Raw genomic sequence first — 18,274 nt, 5'->3', positions numbered from 1 at the left:
ACGATCAGGCTGAGGTACACCACGGTGTAGCCCAGCGTCAGCCCGAAGCCGGGTATGACGGGGGAAATACGACGCGACATAAGAGTCCTTGGTTAAAAGGTAGAAACCACTGCAGGAGCACGCCACAGTAGGAGCCTTTCCACAGAAAGCGGGCTCCTACAGGTACTTTGGCTTACTGCGCCGTGTAGATCTGGTCGAACACGCCACCGTCGTTAAAGAATTTCGGTTGGGCAGTTTTCCAGCCGCCGAAGTCTTTGTCGATAGTCACCAGGTCCAGTTTCGGGAACTGTTGGGCGTATTTGGCAGCGACTTTCTCATCGCGTGGGCGGTAGAAGTTCTTCGCCGCAATCTCCTGGCCAGCCGGGCTGTACAGGTGCTTCAGGTACTCAGTAGCGATTTCGGTGTTGCCCTTTTTCTCGGCGTTCTTGTCGACCACGGCCACCGGCGGCTCCGCGAGGATCGACAGCGACGGTACGACGATGTCGAACTTGTCGGCGCCGCCGTCTTCTTTGAGGGCCAGGAACGCTTCGTTTTCCCAGGCCAGCAACACGTCACCCTGACCGTTGTTGACGAAGGTGATGGTCGAACCGCGCGCGCCTGTGTCGAGGATCGGCACGTGCTTGAACAGCTCTTTCACGTATTCCTGGGCCTTGGCTTCGCTGCCACCGGATTTGAGGCCATAGGCCCAGGCGGCGAGGAAGTTCCAGCGGGCACCGCCGGAGGTTTTCGGGTTCGGCGTGATCACGGACACGTCTTTCTTGATCAGGTCGCCCCAGTCCTTGATGCCTTTAGGGTTGCCCTTGCGCACCAGGAACACGATGGTCGAGGTGTACGGGGTGCTGGCGTCCGGCAGGCGGGTCTGCCAGTTCTCCGGCAGGGTCTTGCCGAGCTTGGCGATTTCGTCGATGTCACCGGCCAGGGCCAGGGTGACGACGTCGGCGCGCAGCCCGTCGATCACCGCCCGGCCTTGCTTGCCCGAACCACCGTGGGATTGCTGGATTTTTACGTTATCGCCAGGGTGGGACTGTTTCCAGAAGTTGGTGAACTCAGCGTTGTAGTCCTGGTACAGCTCACGGGTAGGGTCGTACGAGACGTTGAGCAACTCGTAGTCCTTGGCAACGGCGGAACCGGCAAACACGGCACTGGCCAGGGCGGCCAGGGCATAACGGCGAATCGACGACATAGAAAGCTCCTGAAATTCTTGGGTGTTGGCTTTTTCTTATAGTTGCGGGTCTAGCGTGCGAATCACCGTGACGGCTTAGCTCGGTTTGTTACCCGGGTTCTGCAGACGGAATTTTTCCTTGCGTTCAATCTGTACCACTTGGGCGTTATGCACAGTGATTTCCACCGCGCCAAACCGCAGATCGCGCAATGCGCTCTGGATCTCACGCAAAATGGCTGCTTCGTCCTGGCCGTCGACGCTACGTAGAGATGCGCTCATGGTCTCGCTCCTGAAATGAATAGTGCCTCGCAGTGGCGGCACTGCTTGCGGCGTGAGGGCGATAGTAGATAAGCGCGGATATTCTTAAAAATACTATTTAAGAATGTTTATATAACCAGAAAGAATTTTCTGATGGGGCGTGGGGTTGCGGCGAGTTTTGCGGGCTCGCCCTCGGAAATAAGCCGAGCCAAGATCTGAATGTGGGAGCGGGCTTGCTCGCGAATGCGGTGGTTCAGTTGTAACACCTGTCACTGACAGACCGCTTTCGCGAGCAAGCCCGCTCCCACATTTTGACTGTATTTCAAGTTCTGATAGAGGGCGCGCGGTCCCAATCCAATTCATTTGCCGGCACCGGCCGCCCGAACCAATACCCCTGCCCCAAATCGCACTGCTGCTCCAGCAGGAACCGCGCCTGCTCCACTTGCTCGATGCCCTCGGCGTGCACCTGCATGCCCATGCTCTTGGCCAGAGCGATCACCACACGCACAATCGCCGCATCATCTTCGTCCCATGGCAAGCCGGCGACAAACCCCTGGTCGATCTTGAGCTTCTGCACCGGCAACCGCTTGAGGCGCAGCAACGAGGAATAGCCGGTACCGAAATCATCGATGGCCAGGCGCAAACCCAGCTCGCGCAGGCGGTGCAGTTGCTCCAGGGCGACTTCCGGGTCGTCCATCACCGCGCTTTCGGTGACTTCCAGCTCAAGGAAAGCGGGGTCCAGGCCAGTGTCGTGCAGCACCTGGGCCACTTGCTCGTACAGCTCGCGCCGGGCAAACAGGCGGCTGGACACGTTGATCGCGATAAAGCTCAGCGGCATGCCGTCGGCCAGCCATTGGCACATCTGGCGGCAAGCCTGGTCCATCACCCAGGCGTCGATATCGGCAATCAGCCCGGTGCGCTCGGCGATGGGGATGAACTCGCCCGGCGGCACCAACCCGCGTTCCGGATGTTGCCAGCGCACCAACGCTTCGACGCCGATCAAGCGGCTGCCCCGCAGGTCGTGCACCGGCTGGTAAAAGACGCGTAATTCCTGCTGATGGAGGGCGCGGCGCAGTTCGCTGGCGATTTCCACCCGGTTCTGCGCGTGGGCGGTGAGTTCTTCGGTGTACAGGGCATAACCTTCGCGGCCCGTGCTCTTGGCCTTGAACAGCGCGGAATCGGCATTGCGCAGCAGCTGCTCGGCGCTCAGGGCGTCGTTGGGGAACAGGCTGATGCCGATGCTGGCGCTGATAAACAGCTGATGGCCATCAAACACGAACGGCTGTTTCATCGCGTCGAGCATGCGCTGCGCCATCGCCGCCGCCTGCATCACCTGTGGACAACTTTCCGCCAGCACTGCGAATTCATCCCCGCCCAGGCGCGCCAGGGTCACGCCGGGGTCGAACAAGCCTTTGAGCCGTTCGCCCACCAGCTTGAGCAACTGGTCGCCGACGTTATGGCCGAGGCTGTCGTTGATGATCTTGAAGTGGTCCAGATCCAGCAGCAACAGGGCGCAGCCGCGCTTGTGGTACTGCGCCGAGGCCAGCGCCTGCTCGGCCCGGTCGGTGAACAGCAGGCGGTTGGGCAGGTCGGTCAAAGGGTCGTGATGGGTCAGGTGGGCCAGTTCGTGCTCAGAATCCTTGATCGCGGTGATATCGGAAAACACTGCGACGTAGTGGCTGATGTGGCCCTGGTCATCGTGGATCACCCGGATGGTCTGCCACTGCGGGTAGATCTCGCCGCTTTTGCGCCGGTTCCAGATCTCACCGCTCCATTCGCCGTTACGCTCCAGGCTCTGGAACATCTGCTGATAAAAATTCGACGAATGGCGACCGGACTTGAACAAGCTGGGCTGCTGGCCCATGACGTCTTCACGCTGATAACCGGTGATCGCCATAAAGGCCCGGTTCACATGCACGATCAGGCCCTGTGCGTCGGTGACCAGCACGCCTTCGCGGGTGCAATCGAACACTGCGGCGGCCTGGCGCAGGCGTTCGCGGTTTGCCTCGTGCGGTTGTTGCAACGCGTGGGCCCGGGCAAAACGGCTGCCCATCAGGTAGATAGCTAACGCGCTGACGGCCACCCACACGTAGCCGCGCACCTGCAACCAGTGCCCCAACTCTCGCGGGTCATCGAGAAAGTTGATCAATAAATGCTGGCTGAGCTGGAGCCACACAATCGAAATCAGCAGGTATACCAGCCCCGCACGCAGGGCACCTCGGTATGAAAACAGCATATGTTCAGTAATCCTTACCCGAAAAACAGAATCGCCCCACAAAGGCTGCGGATTATAGAATAAGAAACATCCCGTCACTCCTATCTGAAAGGGCGGCTGGTTTTCTGTGTAGGCTTAGTGATAATGCGTGAGCTGTTCTTTTCTTTATCTGAGGGCCATACAGCCTATGTGGTACAACGGTTTTCTTGACTTGTCAGCCTGGCAACTGGTTGCAGTCACTCTGTTGATGACCCACGTGACCATTGTCGGGGTCACGGTTTATCTGCATCGCTATTCAGCCCATCGCTCCCTGGAGCTCAATGCCGGCCTGAAACACTTCTTCCGCTTCTGGCTGTGGCTGACCACGGCGCAGAACACCCGCGAGTGGACGGCCATCCACCGCAAGCACCACGCCAAATGCGAAACCGTCGATGACCCGCACAGCCCGGTCATCAAGGGCCTGTCCACAGTGCTGCGCAAAGGCGCCGAGCTGTACCGCGCCGAGGCGGAAAACCCCGAGACGCTGCGCATCTACGGCAAGAACTGCCCGGACGACTGGATCGAACGCAAGCTCTACACCCCCTACCCGCTGCTGGGCGTGGCGATCATGGGCGTGATCGACCTGATGCTGTTCGGCACCATCGGCATTACCATCTGGGCGATCCAGATGATGTGGATTCCGTTCTGGGCCGCCGGCGTGATCAACGGCCTGGGGCACGCCGTGGGCTATCGCAACTTCGAATGCCGTGACGCCGCCACCAACCTGGTGCCGTGGGGCATCATCGTTGGCGGCGAAGAACTCCATAACAACCATCACACCTACCCCAACTCCGCCAAGCTGTCGGTGAAGAAGTGGGAGTTCGACCTGGGCTGGGCGTGGATCAAGGTGTTCAGCTTCCTGCGCCTGGCCAAGGTGCAACGCGTTGCGCCAATCGCCCACCGCGTGGAGGGCAAGGGCCACCTGGACATGGACACCGCCATGGCGATCCTCAACAACCGCTTCCAGATCATGGCCCAGTACCGCAAGTTGGTGATCGGCCCGCTGGTCAAGCAGGAGCTGGAAAAAGTCGATCACTCGGTGCGTCACCAGTTCCACCGCGCCAAGCGTTTGCTGTCACGTGAGACCAGCCTGCTGGATGACCGCCACCACGTGCGCATCCAGAGCCTGCTGGAACACAGCCAGGCACTGAAAGTGATCTACGAAAAGCGCCTGGCACTGCAGCAGATCTGGCTCAAGACCAGCTCGAACGGCCACGATATGCTGGCGGCCATCAAGGAATGGGTGCATGAGGCCGAGGCCAGCGGCATCCAGTCCCTGCGGGATTTTGCCCACCAATTGAAGACCTATTCGCTGCGTCCTGCGGCGGCCTGACCGTGCCGTGGGAGGGCTCGCCCTCCCACTCAGCGGCTTTTTGACGTCATTTACCGGGCACCGCTAATCGGTACCGTTGACGGAACTTCACTGCAATTCGCCTCTCTCAATCAACACTTCGCCATCATGGTGGCCCCTTGTTGTGACCGCTGCTCCACCCTGCGGCGCGCCCAGAGAGAGTTGTGCCGATGGTTCACGAAAAACCCTACTTGCCCGATCCTCCCGTCGCTGACAGCCCGCGTCCGGCTGCCGCTGCGACCCTGCTTGCGCTGATGCATGCCCAAGGAGAAGTCGAGCGGTTGAGCGAACGCGAGCAGCTCCTGAGTTCGTTGCTGGTCAGCGTGAACGCCGTGCTGTGGGCCATCGACTGGGAGACGCGTCGCGTGCTGTACGTGAGCCCGGCTTACGAGCGGGTATTCGGCCGCTCTGCCGGCTTGTTGCTTGCCGACCACCGGGAATGGCGCAACAGCATCCACCCCGAAGACCTCGACTACGCAGAACACAGCCTGGCCCGCGTGCTCGAACAGGGCGCCGTGGAAGACCGCGAGTACCGCATCATCACCGCTGACGGGCAGATACGCTGGCTTAGCGACAAGTGCTACATCAACCAGCAGGTGGAGCCGGGCGAGCCACTGATCGTGGTGGGCATGGCCGAGGACATCACCGAAAAGAAACAGCTGGAACTGGAACTGCACCGCCTCGCCACCACCGACGTGTTGACCCAGAGCAGCAACCGTCGGCACTTCTTCGAATGCGCCAACCAGGCGTTCGACACTGCCTGCGTCCAAGGCGCCCCGCTGGCCTTCCTGCTGCTGGACATCGATGACTTCAAGGACGTCAACGACACCTACGGCCACCTGGAGGGCGACCAAGTGCTGCGGCGTATCGCCGAGAGCGGTCGAGGCGTATTGCGCCGTGGCGACCTGTTCGGGCGCATTGGCGGCGAAGAGTTCGCCGCCGTACTGCCGGGGTGTGCACCCGAGATGGCGTTGCAAGTGGCCGAACGCCTGGGCAAGGAGATTCAAGAGCTGAGTTTCAGCTTCGAAGGCCAGGCGTTCAGCGTAACGATCAGCCAGGGCCTGGCCAACCTGCGCGAAGCCGACTCGACCCTCGACAGCCTGTTCGCCCGGGCCGATGCAGCCATGTATGAGGCCAAGCGCCTGGGCAAGAATCGGGTCGTCGCGGGCTGAAGGATATACACCGGACAAATGTGGGAGGGGCGGCGCGACGATTCGACTTGCCCCCGATAGCGGTGTGTCAGGCACTTATTGGTTGACTGACACTCCCTCATCGGGGGCAAGTCGAATCGTCGCACCGCCCCTCCCACTTTTGAACTCATTGAAGATTAGGCCTTGCGCACCCGCTCCAGCTCGGCCAACCCAACCTTGAGCAACCGCGCGGTCTTGCCCGCCGCCAACGCTTCCAGCCCTTGGTGCTCGGTCAACCGCGCCATTTGCGCCGCCAGGTTCACCACCAGCGCATCACGGGCGTACACCCCGCCCTCGAGTGAATAGGTCGCAGCGATCAACTGGCGCAGCTCCAACGGCAGGCGCCAGCGGGCGCGCAGCGCCGAACCATAGGCCGCGCCAAAGGTGTAGAGCGCCTCGCCAATCGCCTCATCATCCAGCGCGCCACCGCCCTGGCGCCAGTCTTCCAGGCAACGCAACAAGGCCAAATCGCCGAGCCGATGCAAGATGCCGGCGCAGTAGCAGCGCTCGTGGTCCAGCTCCAGCATGCGCGCCAGGCCGCGGGCGTAGTCGGCGGTATCGAGCGACAATTGCCAGTAACGCTCGGCATATGCCAGCAGCGCCGGGTCGCCCAGCACCACGTTGTGCTTGAGGGCCAGGCCAAGGATCAGGTTCATGCTTTGCCCGGCCGCCAGCTTGTGCAGTGCCGCGGGCAGGGTCTGCACCGGAGTGCCGTGATGACCGGCGCTGTTGGCGGCGGCGATCAGGACGGCGGTGATTTGCGGGTCCATGCGCACCTGGTCTGCCAGCAGCTTGAGGTCCAGGCCGTCAGGCCCGAGGCTGTGTTGCACGGCAGCTTTCACGTCGACCCGCAGCGGCGCACCGTCGGAGGCTTCGCGACGGCGCTCCAGAAACACCGGCAAGGTGATGCCCGGCGCCAGCGGCGCAATCTCGCAATACACACTCTCACCTTCGTTCAGCAGCAGATCTTGCAGGCGCTGCGTCAGGCCTTCCATATTCAGGGGTTTGGTCAGGTAGGCGGTGGGCGCCAGTGGCAGGGCTTCGCGCACGCTGGCGCTGTCATTGCGACTGCTCAGCAAAATGAACGGCAGCAACGGCGAGCGTCGCGCCTGACGCACGTTGCGCAGCAGACTCAAGCCATCGACGCCCGGCAACTCCCAATCCGCCAGGATCAAGTCGTAGGCCTTCTCACGCAGCAACGTTGCGGCCTGCTGCCCATCGGCACACACATCCAGCCGCGCGTCGCAGCGCACATTCAATAACACTTGCTTGAGCAGATCCCGCGACCAGGGGTCCGCTTCGGCAATCAACACTCGGGGTACAGCGGGCAAATCAACGGCACTCATCCTGCACGCTCCATCGGCAATGCTTGCACCTTAGTCAATGCAGCTGCCTACGTACAATGAACAACACCTGAATGTGCAGCAACGGGCATAAAAAAACCCGCCTGAGCGGGTTTTTTTAGGTCGATCAAATCAGCTTTCGATTACAACTCGGAGAAGCACTCTTCAATGATCGCCAGACCTTTGTCCAGTTGCTCGTCCGGCGAGGTCAGCGGCACCAGTACACGCAACACGTTGCCGTAGGTGCCGCAGGACAGCAGGATCAGGCCCTTGTCACGCGCCTTGGCCACCACGGAGGCCACGGCTGCAGCGTTGGGCTTGTGGCTGTCGCCATCTTCGAACAGCTCGACCGCGATCATCGCGCCCAAGGCACGCACTTCACCGATCACCGGGTACTTGGCTTGAATGGCCTTGAGGCCAGTCACCAGGCGCTCGCCGACAGCCTTGCAGCGGTCCAGCAGGTGCTCTTCTTCGAACACTTCCATTACCGCCAGGGCGGCGGCGCAGGCGATCGGGCTACCGGCGTAGGTGCCGCCCAGGCCGCCTGGAGCGATGGCGTCCATGTATTCAGCCTTGCCGCACACACCGGCCAGCGGGAAGCCGCCGGCGATGGATTTGGCGAAGGTGGTCAGGTCGGCGGCAACACCCATCTGCTCCATGGCGAAGAACGTACCGGTACGGCCGGCACCGGTTTGCACTTCGTCGGCGATCAGCAGGATGCCGTGCTTGTCGCACAGTTCGCGCAGGCGCTTCATGAAGGATTTAGGCGCGACGTAGAAACCGCCTTCACCCTGTACCGGCTCGATGATGATGGCAGCGATATCACGCGGCTCGGCATCGTTCTTGAAGATGCGTTCGATGCTGGCGATGGAGTCGTCATCGCTCACACCGTGCAGCTCGTTCGGGAACAGCGCGCGGAACACACCGCCCGGCATCAGGCCCATGCCCGCCGAGTACGGCACGACTTTGCCGGTGAGGCCCAGGGTCATCATGGTGCGGCCGTGGTAAGCACCGGTGAAGGCGATCACGCCGGCACGGCCAGTGGCGGCGCGAGCGATTTTCACAGCGTTCTCAACCGCTTCGGAACCGGTGGTGACCAGCAGGGTTTTCTTGGCGAAATCACCAGGGACCTTGGTGTTGATTTTTTCGCACAGTTCCACGTAAGGCTCGTAGGCCAGAACCTGGAAGCAGGTGTGGGTCAGCTTGTTCAGTTGTTCGGTCACGGCGGCGATGATTTTCGGGTGCACGTGGCCGGTGTTCAGCACGGCGATACCGCCGGCGAAGTCGATGAACTCGCGACCTTCAACGTCGGTCACGGTGGCGTTCTTCGCGGATTCGGCGAAGATCGGGTGAATCTGGCCAACACCGCGCGGTACAGCGGCTTCGCGGCGTTTCATCAGGGATGCGTTGGTCTTGCTCATAAAGTCCTCATTCGCCACTCATCGGGTGGCGCGGTCCAAGGAATACGTGGCGGGAGGCAACTGCGGCAGCATGCGATGATCGACTGCCACAGCGTTCCCGGCCACTCTTAATAACGTCTTGAAACACACAAAGGGTCAGCGCTCTCGTGCCCTTTGTGTTTGCTGCGATCTCTCGCCGAGCTTAGATGCCCAGGCAGAGGTATTTGATTTCCAGGTAATCCTCGATCCCGTACTTGGAGCCTTCACGGCCCAGGCCGGAGGCCTTGATGCCGCCGAACGGCGCCACTTCGTTGGAGATCAAGCCGGTGTTGACACCGACCATGCCGTATTCCAGGGCTTCAGCCACGCGGAACACACGGCCCAGGTCGCGGGCGTAGAAGTAGGACGCCAAGCCGAACTCAGTGTCGTTGGCCATCGCGATCACGTCGGCTTCGTCTTTGAAGCGGAACAGCGGCGCGAGTGGGCCGAAGGTTTCTTCCTTGGCGACAGCGGCGTTTTTCGGCACGTCGACCAGGATAGTCGGCTCAAAGAAATTGCCTTCCATCACCTTGCCGCCAGCCAGCAGCTTGGCGCCTTTGCTCAGGGCATCTGCAATGTGTTCCTGAACCTTGGCCACGGCCTTTTCATCGATCAGCGGGCCGGTGGTGGTGCCGTCTTCCAGACCGTTGCCGATCTTGAGCTTGGCCACGGCCACCTTGAGTTTCTCGGCGAACGCGTCGTACACCGAATCCTGGATGTACAGGCGGTTGGCGCAGACGCAGGTCTGGCCGTTGTTGCGGTACTTGGAGATGATCGCGCCTTCGACGGCCTTATCCAGGTCGGCGTCGTCGAACACGATAAACGGCGCGTTGCCGCCCAGCTCCAGGGAGACTTTCTTGATGTCCTTGGCGCACTCGGCCATCAGCTGGCGACCGATTTCGGTCGAGCCGGTGAAGGACAATTTACGCACGATCGGGTTGCTGGTCAGCTCACCGCCGATGTCGCCGGCGCTGCCGGTGACCACGCTCAGCACGCCTTTGGGGATACCGGCGCGGTGCGCCAGCTCGACCAGCGCCAGGGCCGAGAACGGGGTTTGCGAGGCGGGCTTGATCACCATGGTGCAACCGGCGGCCAGGGCCGGGCCGGCTTTACGGGTGATCATCGCCGCCGGGAAGTTCCACGGGGTGATCGCAGCGGTCACGCCGATCGGCTGCTTGATCACGATCAGGCGCTTGTCGGGCTGGTGGCCGGGGATCACATCACCGTAGATACGCTTGGCTTCTTCGGCGAACCACTCGATAAAGGACGCGGCGTAGACGATTTCGCCCTTGGCTTCGGCCAGCGGCTTGCCCTGCTCCAGGGTCATCAGGCGACCGAGGTCTTCCTGGTTTTCGATCAGCAGCTCGAACCAACGGCGCAGCTTATTGGCGCGCTCCTTGGCGGTCAGTGCACGCCAGGCCGGCAGGGCCTTGTCGGCCGCTTCGATGGCGCGACGGGTTTCGGCGGCGCCCATCTTGGGCACGGTGCCGAGAATCTCGCCCGTGGCAGGGTTGTTGACCTTGATGGTTTGACCGTTGTCCGCATCGACCCAAGCGCCATCGATAAAGGCCTGCTGGCGGAACAACTGGGTATCTTTGAGCTGCATGTCGGGTTTCCTTAACAGCACCGCGCGCACGCGGAGCGAATTAGAGTTGTTGAAAGGCGCCTTGTGGGCTGCCGTCAGGGAAATCAGCCCCAGCACGCAAGCTTGAATGAACGGCGCACGGGAGACAGAGCGTTTGAAATCTCAAACGAATCCTAGGATCAATGGGGGTACAGGGCAATAGTCTGTTCGAAAAAAAGAACGAAAACGGCGCATTTGCCGAAACTTTCTGATCAGCGTGTTTCAGCCAGGTTCCAGCACATCGATCATCGGCACCCGGACCAGGGCCTCTGCCGGGCTAATTCCTACGTATAAACGGCCAAAGACCAGCATGGACGCCCAAGGGCGACATGGGTATGATGTCGCCCGCACAAGCATCCGTAGCTCAGCTGGATAGAGTACTGCCCTCCGAAGGCAGGGGTCGTGGGTTCGAATCCCGCCGGGTGCACCATATAGCAGTCTCGGGCTGTCTCAAACAGTCTACGAAACACCCCAAGAAGCCCGCCCTGTGCGGGCTTTCTTGTTTCTGGCTATCCGTCCCTGTCTACCCCTATAACTTCCCGCCGTGTATGCCCACGTGTATGCTTTGAGATTCCTATAACTGGAGGCATACAGGAAGTGAAGCGCTCTGAAATCAAACGCCGCCCCTTAGCAGACACCACGCTTGCAGGCCTGGAGCCTGAGCACGCTACGTATAGGGAGCAGGACGGGAATGGTCTGTACTTCCGGGTAAAACCTAACGGGCAAAAATCGTGGGAGCTGCGCTATAAAAAGCCAGACGGTAAATGGTCTTGGTTAGGCCTCGGCGGATACCCGGAAATCAGTGGTTCTTTGGCGAGACAGAAAGCAGCCCAACTGCGGGAAGATGCATCGACCGGCAAAAATCCATTGGTGAGCAAACAAGCTCGGAAGGTTGCAGACCAGGTCGCTGCTAACAACACTTTTGAAGCGTTAGGCCGTGAGTGGTTTGAGGCCAGACGCAAAAGCTGGGAGTCAGGTACGTCTCGACGAGTGCTTGGCGCACTGGAGCTTCACGTGTTCCCCGTGTTCGGCAAACGCGTATACACAGAAATACTGCCCCTGGAGTGGATGGAGTTTCTACGCGGCATGGAGCAGAAGGGGATCATTGAGCAAATGGGCCGAGTTCGCGCCTTTTGCAAAGAGATCTATGACCTGGCCCGCGTAACAGGACGAGCCGTCCACAACCCCCTTGAAGGTCTCAGCAAATTCCTGCAATCACGTAGCGCTGAAAACTATGCACACGTTTCGATTGAAGAACTGCCTGCGCTACTTCGAGCGATCAACTCCTACCCTCACGCAAAGGACGTTCGTATAGGGCTTCGCTTGCTTTCCTTATTAGCATCGCGTCCGAGCGAGATTCGAGAAGCACGCTGGTCAGAAATCGATCTCTCCAAAAAGTTATGGACGATCCCTGCCGAACGAATGAAGCGTCGACGCGAACATGTAGTGCCTCTCTCTCGACAGGCAGTCGAAGCACTCACGGAGTTACGGACACTGACAGGTGGGTACCCTCTACTATTTCCCGGCAGGAAAGACAGGACAATCCCCCGTAGCAACACCGTCTTTCTGATGGCACTCCGCAGACTGGGGTATGCCGGTCGGCAAACAGGCCACGGCTTTCGTCACATCGCGAGCACAATACTCAATGAGCAAGGTTTCGATGAGAATCACATTGAGGCCCAGCTCTCTCATGCAAAGGAGGGGATTGCCGGGGTCTATAACAAAGCGGTGTACCTGCCTCAGCGCAGAGTGATGATGCAGTGGTACTCCGATCACCTTGATGCCCTAGTGAGTGGAAATGTCGTGCAGGGGCAATTTGGAAAGACAGTATGAGAGCACATACCCAACCCCGCTCTAAAACCGGTGTAACGGGTGTTACTCTTGTAACGCCCATCGCCAAGTGCCCGAATTCATTGGCTTTCACGCCCGTTACACAGTTCAGCAGCTTAACGTACATGCGATGTAACACTGCCCTTGCGTGTAACGCCAAAGTCTTTACACGCCTGCTGTGGGCAAGCGGTCTAAACCTGCGCCTACAAAACGGCTTTCGCTGGCTACTCGCTTTGAATGCAGGGCGCGGGACTCCCCGTTACACGGTGCCTGAGACAGTTGGCAATGAATGATCACCAACTCATTTTGCATTTGGCGTTAAGCCGAGGCTTGTTCAGTTATCTCTCTACGCAACCGCTCTATGACCTCTGCCGTGAGCAGGTCGCTGACGCCTGCCGTTTGATCGACCAATGCTTTCTGCGCATTCATGGTGACGATATCAACAAAGATCTTGCCAGCATGTGCATTCAGACGACGATCCATGAGGAGACAATTTTTCAGTATGCCTCCACCGACACTAGTGCACGCCTCGCGCATTGGGTCCGCCTGTACAGCAATTGCTACTCGGCATCAGAGCGTGATGCTCATTCTGCATACATCATGGCTTGTGCCGTAAAAGCGCTGGAAACGTTAGCCAACTGGATGCAGACAGCTGATCAAGAGGCTTGGTCTCATGCCTCTGAAGCTCCCACCGACTGGCCGAGGGCTCTCTACTGCGAGTTCGTCGAGATGCAGATCGATCCGGATGAGCGCATTCAAACACTTGATGATTACGCCCTCTATCTCAAACCGATCACATCCCTACACTGCCTGGCCGACGATGAACTAATACCCATCGCCGAACGAGCGATCAGAAATGCCATCCGCAAAAAAGGCGGCCTCATTAGCGGGATGGAGCGTAACGATGAGATTAGCGTTCGAGACGCCGCGCTAGTTAAACAGGGACATCACTACCGCGCAGCGGGGATGCCCAAACGTAACGTCGCAACGAAGGTACATGCCTGGCTACAGCGTGAGGTCGCAAACCCTCCAAAACAACGGCCTGAGTGGATTGCACTTGAGACCGAAAAATCCTTATCTCGCAAAAGAGTTGAGGCTATTCTCAAACGCTATTTCGTACTGTAAGCCAGAAATTTCAATCGGATTTCAATTGGAAGTGAACTGCTCACCTCCGACCTCGACCTAGATCATTGCTCTCAGTCCTAACCAGTCGAGAGCAAGACCTATGAAAGCCTCTACCACCGAACTCCCTGGCTTTAGCCCAACCATTCAAAACCCCATCTTTGACGCATCTTCGACATTGATCCGTATGCCCGAGGTCGAGCGGATCGTGGGCATGAAGCGTTCCACCATCTACAAACTCATGCAGCGCACAGATAGCGGCTTTCCCCTGCCTGTCAAACTGAGCAACAGCAACGCTCGCGGTGCACCCGTAGCTTGGGTTTTATCTGAAATCCAAACATGGGCACGAAGTCGCATAGAGGCTCGCGACCAGGTGGCAGCATGAAAAATCGAGTCGCCAATAAGGCCATTTTGCAGCCCTTTTCTGTACTCAGAACAGTCGGATTCACGCCTCGGTGGATGCAGCGCTTCGAACGCTACCGCACTGAGCAAAAACGCCTGAATCGGGACGTGATGGTGATGCGATGGGCAGACGGCATCTGGTGCACATTGTCAGTTCCCTGCCAAGCCCCCCGGGCAATCATCGTAGACGAAGGCCAACAAATAGACGCCTACGAAGATGCACGCGCTTGCCTCGATAGCGAGTTCTTGCCCTTTGTTTCCCTGAGCTGGGAAATCCATGCCTGAAATGAAAACGCCCCCGGCGGCAACCGGAGGCGTTGAGGTAAATCTACATGCCTAATCAATTTATGCCGCATCAAAAAATTCCGCAAGCTATCAGCACAGTTGCACTTTCAAAAAACGAACGTTACTCTTCGCTTGTCGCTGCAAATTCAGCGACCGGGCGTAGGAACCCGATAACTAGTAGGCGCATCAGCGCCCAGATCACAACTGCCGGCGTTTTTTTTCGTCCGCAGTTACGTGTTATGGCGGCTGTGTGCGGGCAGGCTTCGGCCTGGCCGGGTGCCTACTATCCCGGTATTCCTACCCCGTGCACAGCTGCCACCCAATCCCGTAGGAAGGACGGTGGCGGCTCCAGTCTGAAAGTAGGAGCTCACCACATGCACGCCCTCAATCCCTCCAAAATTCGCGCCGCCGCTCATCGAGCAATGGCTCTCGCCGCTTTACACGCAAACTCCAGCCTCGCTACACGCCTCTCCCGTTACAACGCCCATATGTCCAAGGCTCGCGCGCTGGAAGCCGCAGGGGGTGCCCAATGAACATGCTCCCAGGCTTTGCACTGCCCGAGGATCTCCTCTGCGTCAGCCAGGACGCCGAAGCAGGTCTGCCTATCGACGCCATCACCTGTGCGCTCGAACGTGCCGACTCCGTTCTAATGCTGCTGGAGGACCACTTAGACGGGGATAAACCCCTGCTCTCCAACCGCGTGCTCTCGTCTGTTATTTGGGACGTGCGCGGCACTTTGGGTTTGATCAAAACACTCACCATGTACGGTGATGCCTCTTCTGTGCCGATGAGCCAGAAAGGCGGTGCGCTATGACCCACTCCAGCACTCGTGGACGCCCCGAGTTTTCTCCTGCCAACGGTAACGGCCAAAACCTGTTTCGGGTGAATGCCGGTATCCCACTGGAGGACGCACTTGAAGCCGTCTCCCAAATTCTGCACCACGCCAATCAACTGATCCTTGACGCCGCCATCAGCGATGCGGGCGAGCGCTTTAGTTGGCCTGCGTTCTACCTCGGCGAGATGGCTAAGGCGCTAATCGACGACGTGAACGAGGCGTTGCTTGAGTCGAGGGCCGCCCTATGACTCAACGCACCGGCAACACCTCAAAACGCCCCAGCTTTGCCGACGTAAAAAGCGTTGCCCTGAAGCACATCGACCGTGTGCTTGCGCACTGGCTGCCGAACGGCAAACGCGTCGATGGTGGCAAGGAATACACCGCACCAAACCCGACGCGCACGGACAAACGTGCAGGCTCACTCAAGGTCAATTTGAGCAAAGGCACCTGGGCGGATTTTGCCACCGGCGATAAGGGCGGAGACCTGATCGATTTGGTGCGCTACATCGACGGCGGCACGGACGTTGAAGCCTGCAAAAAACTGGCGGATCTGCTCAACGTCTCCGCTGGTTCCGCGACCACCAAAAGCGCACCGGCCAAAAGCGCAACGCCGGAGTGGATCGCGATTCAACCGATCCCGGCCGAGGCCATGAACAAGTGTCCAACCAAACACCGACAACACGGTGTTCCGTCCAAAGTGTGGATCTATCGCGATGCTCAGGGCCAGCCGGTCATGGCGCTGTATCGCTTTGATCTGGGCCCCAATGAAGACGGCAAACCGAGGAAGGTCTTTGCACCGCTGACCTGGTGCAAGCGCTCCGATGGGCAAACCACACAATGGCGCTGGCAAGGATTGCCTGAGCCTCGGCCATTGCTGCGCCTGGATGAGCTGGCACAGCGTATCGATGCGCCTGTGGTGCTGTGTGAGGGTGAAAAAGCATCTGATGCCGCTGCCGAGCTGATGCCCGAACACGTGGCCACCTGCTGGCCGAACGGTTCCAACTCTTGGCACAAGGCCGATCTGACGCCACTCAAAGGGCGAAGCGTTGTGCTGTGGCCGGATAACGATGCCAGCGGCAAGACCTGCATGGACGCCATCGAGCTCAAGTTGATTGAGCTGGGCGCCGCTTCGGTGCAACGAATCTCCCTCGATCTGTTCAAGCTCAAGCCCAGCAGCAAAGGCGGCAAGCCGACACTCGTCAAAGGTGGAAAATGGGCAGACGGCGACGATGCAGCAGACGCATTAGCCAAAGGCTGGACCGCTGGCCACGTAGCCGAGTTGGTGCGCAGCGGTGAGTTTTTCGGCGGTGCCGCTGAGCCAACCGAATTTCAACAACTGAAGGCCACGGCGCCCACCAAACGCCCCGCGAAATCGAGAAATGATCTGTTGCCGGGCGGATTTCGCCTGACCGCTGAAGGGGTGTTTTATTCCGGCGACGATGGTGAGGCACGCCCCGTGTGTTCGCCTCTCGAAATCATCGCTCGCACTCGCGACGACAAGGGCCACAACTGGGGCTTGTTGGTTGAGTTCGATGACCCGGACGGCACTAAAAAACGTTGGAACATTCCAGCCCGGACCATGACCGGCGACTTCGGCAAGGACGTACTCGGGCCACTGGTAGATATGGGTTTGCGCCTTGCAGGAAGTCGATCTGGGCGTAACGCACGCAATGATCTGCAGAGCTATCTCGGCGGCTTCGATAGCGCCCAGCGCGCACGCTTGGTAACGCGCTTGGGTTGGCACGACAAGGCGTTTCTATTGCCCGAACAACAGATTGGCTCGCATGCCGAACACCTGCATTTTTATGAGGCAGGTGCCCAGCTGCCACCGATCAGCGAGGCGGGCTCTCTGGAGCAGTGGCAGCAGCAAATCGGCGTACTGTGCGTTGGCAACCATCGCTTGGCGTTTGTCGTCTCTGTGGCCTTTGCTGGTCCTCTGTTGAACCTGCTGGGGCATGAGTCGGGCGGCTTCCACCTCTACGGCGACAGCTCCGGGGGCAAGACCACTCACCTACAAGTTGCCGCCTCGGTTTATGGCGGGCCGCGCCTAGTGCGTTCATGGCGCTCGACAGATAACGCCCTGGAGTCCATCGCAGCCGCCCATTCAGACGGGCTCCTGGTACTGGATGAAATCGGCATGTGTGACCCGCGCATTATTGGCGAGACGGTGTACATGCTCGGCAATGGCACTGGTAAAGCCCGGGCGAATGATCGAGGACAAGCGGGCCGACAGGTGCAGGAGTGGCGCTTGCTGTTTCTCTCGACCGGCGAGAAGACGTTGGCGCAGCACATGGCGGATGCCAACAAGGAGCTGAAAGCCGGTATGGAGGTGCGCATGCTTGCCGTCCCTGCCGATGCGAGCAAAGGTCTCGGCATGTTCGATGTGCTGAACGGATTTGAAGACGCAGCCGCCCTCTCCGATGCGCTCAAGGCCCGTGTAGCCAAATACTACGGCACACCCCTCAGCGCCTTCCTGCACGCACTGTGCGCGCCAGGAGAAATGCTCAGGTGGTCGGTGATCATTCGCCGCACGGTGGAGCAGTTCATCACCCAAAACCTGCCGGCGTCGGCCAGTGGTCAGGCGCAACGTGCCGCCCTCCGCTTTGGGCTCGCAGCAGCGGCCGGAGAGTTGGCTACCGCCTTCGGCGTCACCGGCTGGCCGGATGGCACGGCCACGACCGCTGCACGGGTTTGCCTGCATGCGTGGCTAGCCGAGCGTGGCGGCGCCGGAAATTTCGAGGGTGATGCGATCTTGACTCGACTGCGCCAGGTCATCGAGCGCTTTGGAGAAAGCCGCTTTACCCGCTGGGAATCTGCCGCCGCCAAGATCGACGAACACGGCCCACGCACGATTGACCGGTTGGGCTTTCGCAAGACGATGGAATACGGCATGGGCGATGCCCTGCACACCACCAACACCTACTACGTGCTGCCGGAAGCATGGCGCTCCGAAATCTTCCGAGGCATGAACCTGAGTGCGGTTAACAAAGAGCTCCTGCGACGAGGCGTTTTAGAGCCGGGAAAGGATGGCAAAGCTTCGACCGCAGTGCGACTACCTGGGCTGGGCTTGCAGCGTTGCTATGTGGTTATCGCAGTGCCAGAACAAGGTGATCACGGCGCCCAGGCGGCCTAAAACGGCAGCGCCATGAGGAATGCAGGCTCACTTTGGCCTGGCCCGC

The 18,274-nt window shown here is 59.5% G+C and carries 16 protein-coding genes and 1 tRNA gene; 10 read left to right on the top strand and 7 right to left on the bottom strand.

The window, feature by feature from the left end:
• From GIW02_RS09670 to dibA, 4 genes are all read right to left on the bottom strand, one after another.
• Nucleotides 1-80, bottom strand: an 80-nt coding sequence (locus GIW02_RS09670) for a hypothetical protein (protein ID WP_236421839.1), incomplete at its 3' end; no start/stop codon positions are given.
• 92 nt (nucleotides 81-172) lie between these two features.
• The gene (locus GIW02_RS09665) at nucleotides 173-1,183 is read right to left on the bottom strand and encodes a sulfate ABC transporter substrate-binding protein (RefSeq protein ID WP_131697009.1); all 1,011 of its coding nucleotides are present in this window, start codon (nucleotides 1,181-1,183) and stop codon (nucleotides 173-175) included.
• Nucleotides 1,184-1,258: 75 nt separating this feature from the next.
• Nucleotides 1,259-1,441, bottom strand: coding sequence for a sulfur starvation response protein OscA (gene oscA / locus GIW02_RS09660; RefSeq protein WP_003170956.1), 183 nt, complete (start codon nucleotides 1,439-1,441; stop codon nucleotides 1,259-1,261).
• 301 nt (nucleotides 1,442-1,742) lie between these two features.
• Entirely contained in the window at nucleotides 1,743-3,656 is a 1,914-nt protein-coding gene (dibA, locus tag GIW02_RS09655; protein ID WP_236410862.1) for a phosphodiesterase DibA, read from the bottom strand.
• A 166-nt stretch (nucleotides 3,657-3,822) separates the two neighbouring features.
• On the opposite strand from dibA, the gene desA reads away from it, so the two are divergent.
• Entirely contained in the window at nucleotides 3,823-5,007 is a 1,185-nt protein-coding gene (desA, locus tag GIW02_RS09650; RefSeq protein ID WP_236410863.1) for a delta-9 fatty acid desaturase DesA, read from the top strand.
• A gap of 188 nt (nucleotides 5,008-5,195) precedes the next feature.
• Nucleotides 5,196-6,197, top strand: a complete 1,002-nt coding sequence (locus GIW02_RS09645; RefSeq protein WP_236410864.1) for a sensor domain-containing diguanylate cyclase — start codon at nucleotides 5,196-5,198, stop codon at nucleotides 6,195-6,197.
• Nucleotides 6,198-6,352: 155 nt separating this feature from the next.
• Here GIW02_RS09645 and GIW02_RS09640 read toward each other — a convergent pair whose 3' ends face one another.
• From GIW02_RS09640 to gabD, 3 genes are all read right to left on the bottom strand, one after another.
• Entirely contained in the window at nucleotides 6,353-7,561 is a 1,209-nt protein-coding gene (locus tag GIW02_RS09640) for an HDOD domain-containing protein (protein ID WP_236410865.1), read from the bottom strand.
• A 140-nt stretch (nucleotides 7,562-7,701) separates the two neighbouring features.
• A complete protein-coding gene (gene gabT / locus GIW02_RS09635) occupies nucleotides 7,702-8,979 on the bottom strand; it encodes a 4-aminobutyrate--2-oxoglutarate transaminase (protein ID WP_236410866.1) in 1,278 nt (425 codons plus the stop codon).
• Nucleotides 8,980-9,160: 181 nt separating this feature from the next.
• Nucleotides 9,161-10,603, bottom strand: a complete 1,443-nt coding sequence (gene gabD, locus GIW02_RS09630) for an NADP-dependent succinate-semialdehyde dehydrogenase (protein WP_236410867.1) — start codon at nucleotides 10,601-10,603, stop codon at nucleotides 9,161-9,163.
• Between the two features lie 371 nt (nucleotides 10,604-10,974).
• Here gabD and GIW02_RS09625 point away from each other — a divergent pair.
• The 8 genes from GIW02_RS09625 (at nucleotide 10,975) to GIW02_RS09590 (ending at nucleotide 18,228) form a co-directional block, all read left to right on the top strand.
• Nucleotides 10,975-11,051: transfer RNA gene (locus GIW02_RS09625), tRNA-Arg, on the top strand.
• 167 nt (nucleotides 11,052-11,218) lie between these two features.
• The gene (locus GIW02_RS09620; RefSeq protein WP_236410868.1) at nucleotides 11,219-12,454 is read left to right on the top strand and encodes a tyrosine-type recombinase/integrase; all 1,236 of its coding nucleotides are present in this window, start codon (nucleotides 11,219-11,221) and stop codon (nucleotides 12,452-12,454) included.
• A 282-nt stretch (nucleotides 12,455-12,736) separates the two neighbouring features.
• Nucleotides 12,737-13,576: a hypothetical protein gene (locus tag GIW02_RS09615; protein WP_236410869.1), complete on the top strand. Its 840-nt coding sequence runs from the start codon at nucleotides 12,737-12,739 to the stop codon at nucleotides 13,574-13,576.
• 100 nt (nucleotides 13,577-13,676) lie between these two features.
• The gene (locus GIW02_RS09610; RefSeq protein ID WP_200624230.1) at nucleotides 13,677-13,958 is read left to right on the top strand and encodes a helix-turn-helix transcriptional regulator; all 282 of its coding nucleotides are present in this window, start codon (nucleotides 13,677-13,679) and stop codon (nucleotides 13,956-13,958) included.
• Nucleotides 13,955-14,260, top strand: a complete 306-nt coding sequence (locus tag GIW02_RS09605) for a hypothetical protein (RefSeq protein ID WP_236410870.1) — start codon at nucleotides 13,955-13,957, stop codon at nucleotides 14,258-14,260. Before GIW02_RS09610 ends, GIW02_RS09605 begins: the two co-directional genes overlap by 4 nt.
• A 529-nt stretch (nucleotides 14,261-14,789) precedes the next feature.
• Entirely contained in the window at nucleotides 14,790-15,074 is a 285-nt protein-coding gene (locus tag GIW02_RS09600; RefSeq protein ID WP_236410871.1) for a hypothetical protein, read from the top strand.
• A complete protein-coding gene (locus tag GIW02_RS09595; RefSeq protein ID WP_236410872.1) occupies nucleotides 15,071-15,343 on the top strand; it encodes a DUF3077 domain-containing protein in 273 nt (90 codons plus the stop codon). Before GIW02_RS09600 ends, GIW02_RS09595 begins: the two co-directional genes overlap by 4 nt.
• Complete coding sequence (locus GIW02_RS09590; RefSeq protein WP_236421838.1) at nucleotides 15,340-18,228, top strand: DUF927 domain-containing protein; 2,889 nt, start codon at nucleotides 15,340-15,342, stop codon at nucleotides 18,226-18,228. Before GIW02_RS09595 ends, GIW02_RS09590 begins: the two co-directional genes overlap by 4 nt.
• The last annotated feature ends 46 nt before the right edge of the window (nucleotides 18,229-18,274 follow it).

Origin of the sequence: Pseudomonas syringae, assembly GCF_021606685.1 — a bacterium.
Classification (GTDB): domain Bacteria; phylum Pseudomonadota; class Gammaproteobacteria; order Pseudomonadales; family Pseudomonadaceae; genus Aquipseudomonas; species Aquipseudomonas syringae_R.
This window is presented reverse-complemented; position numbering and strand designations above follow the sequence as displayed.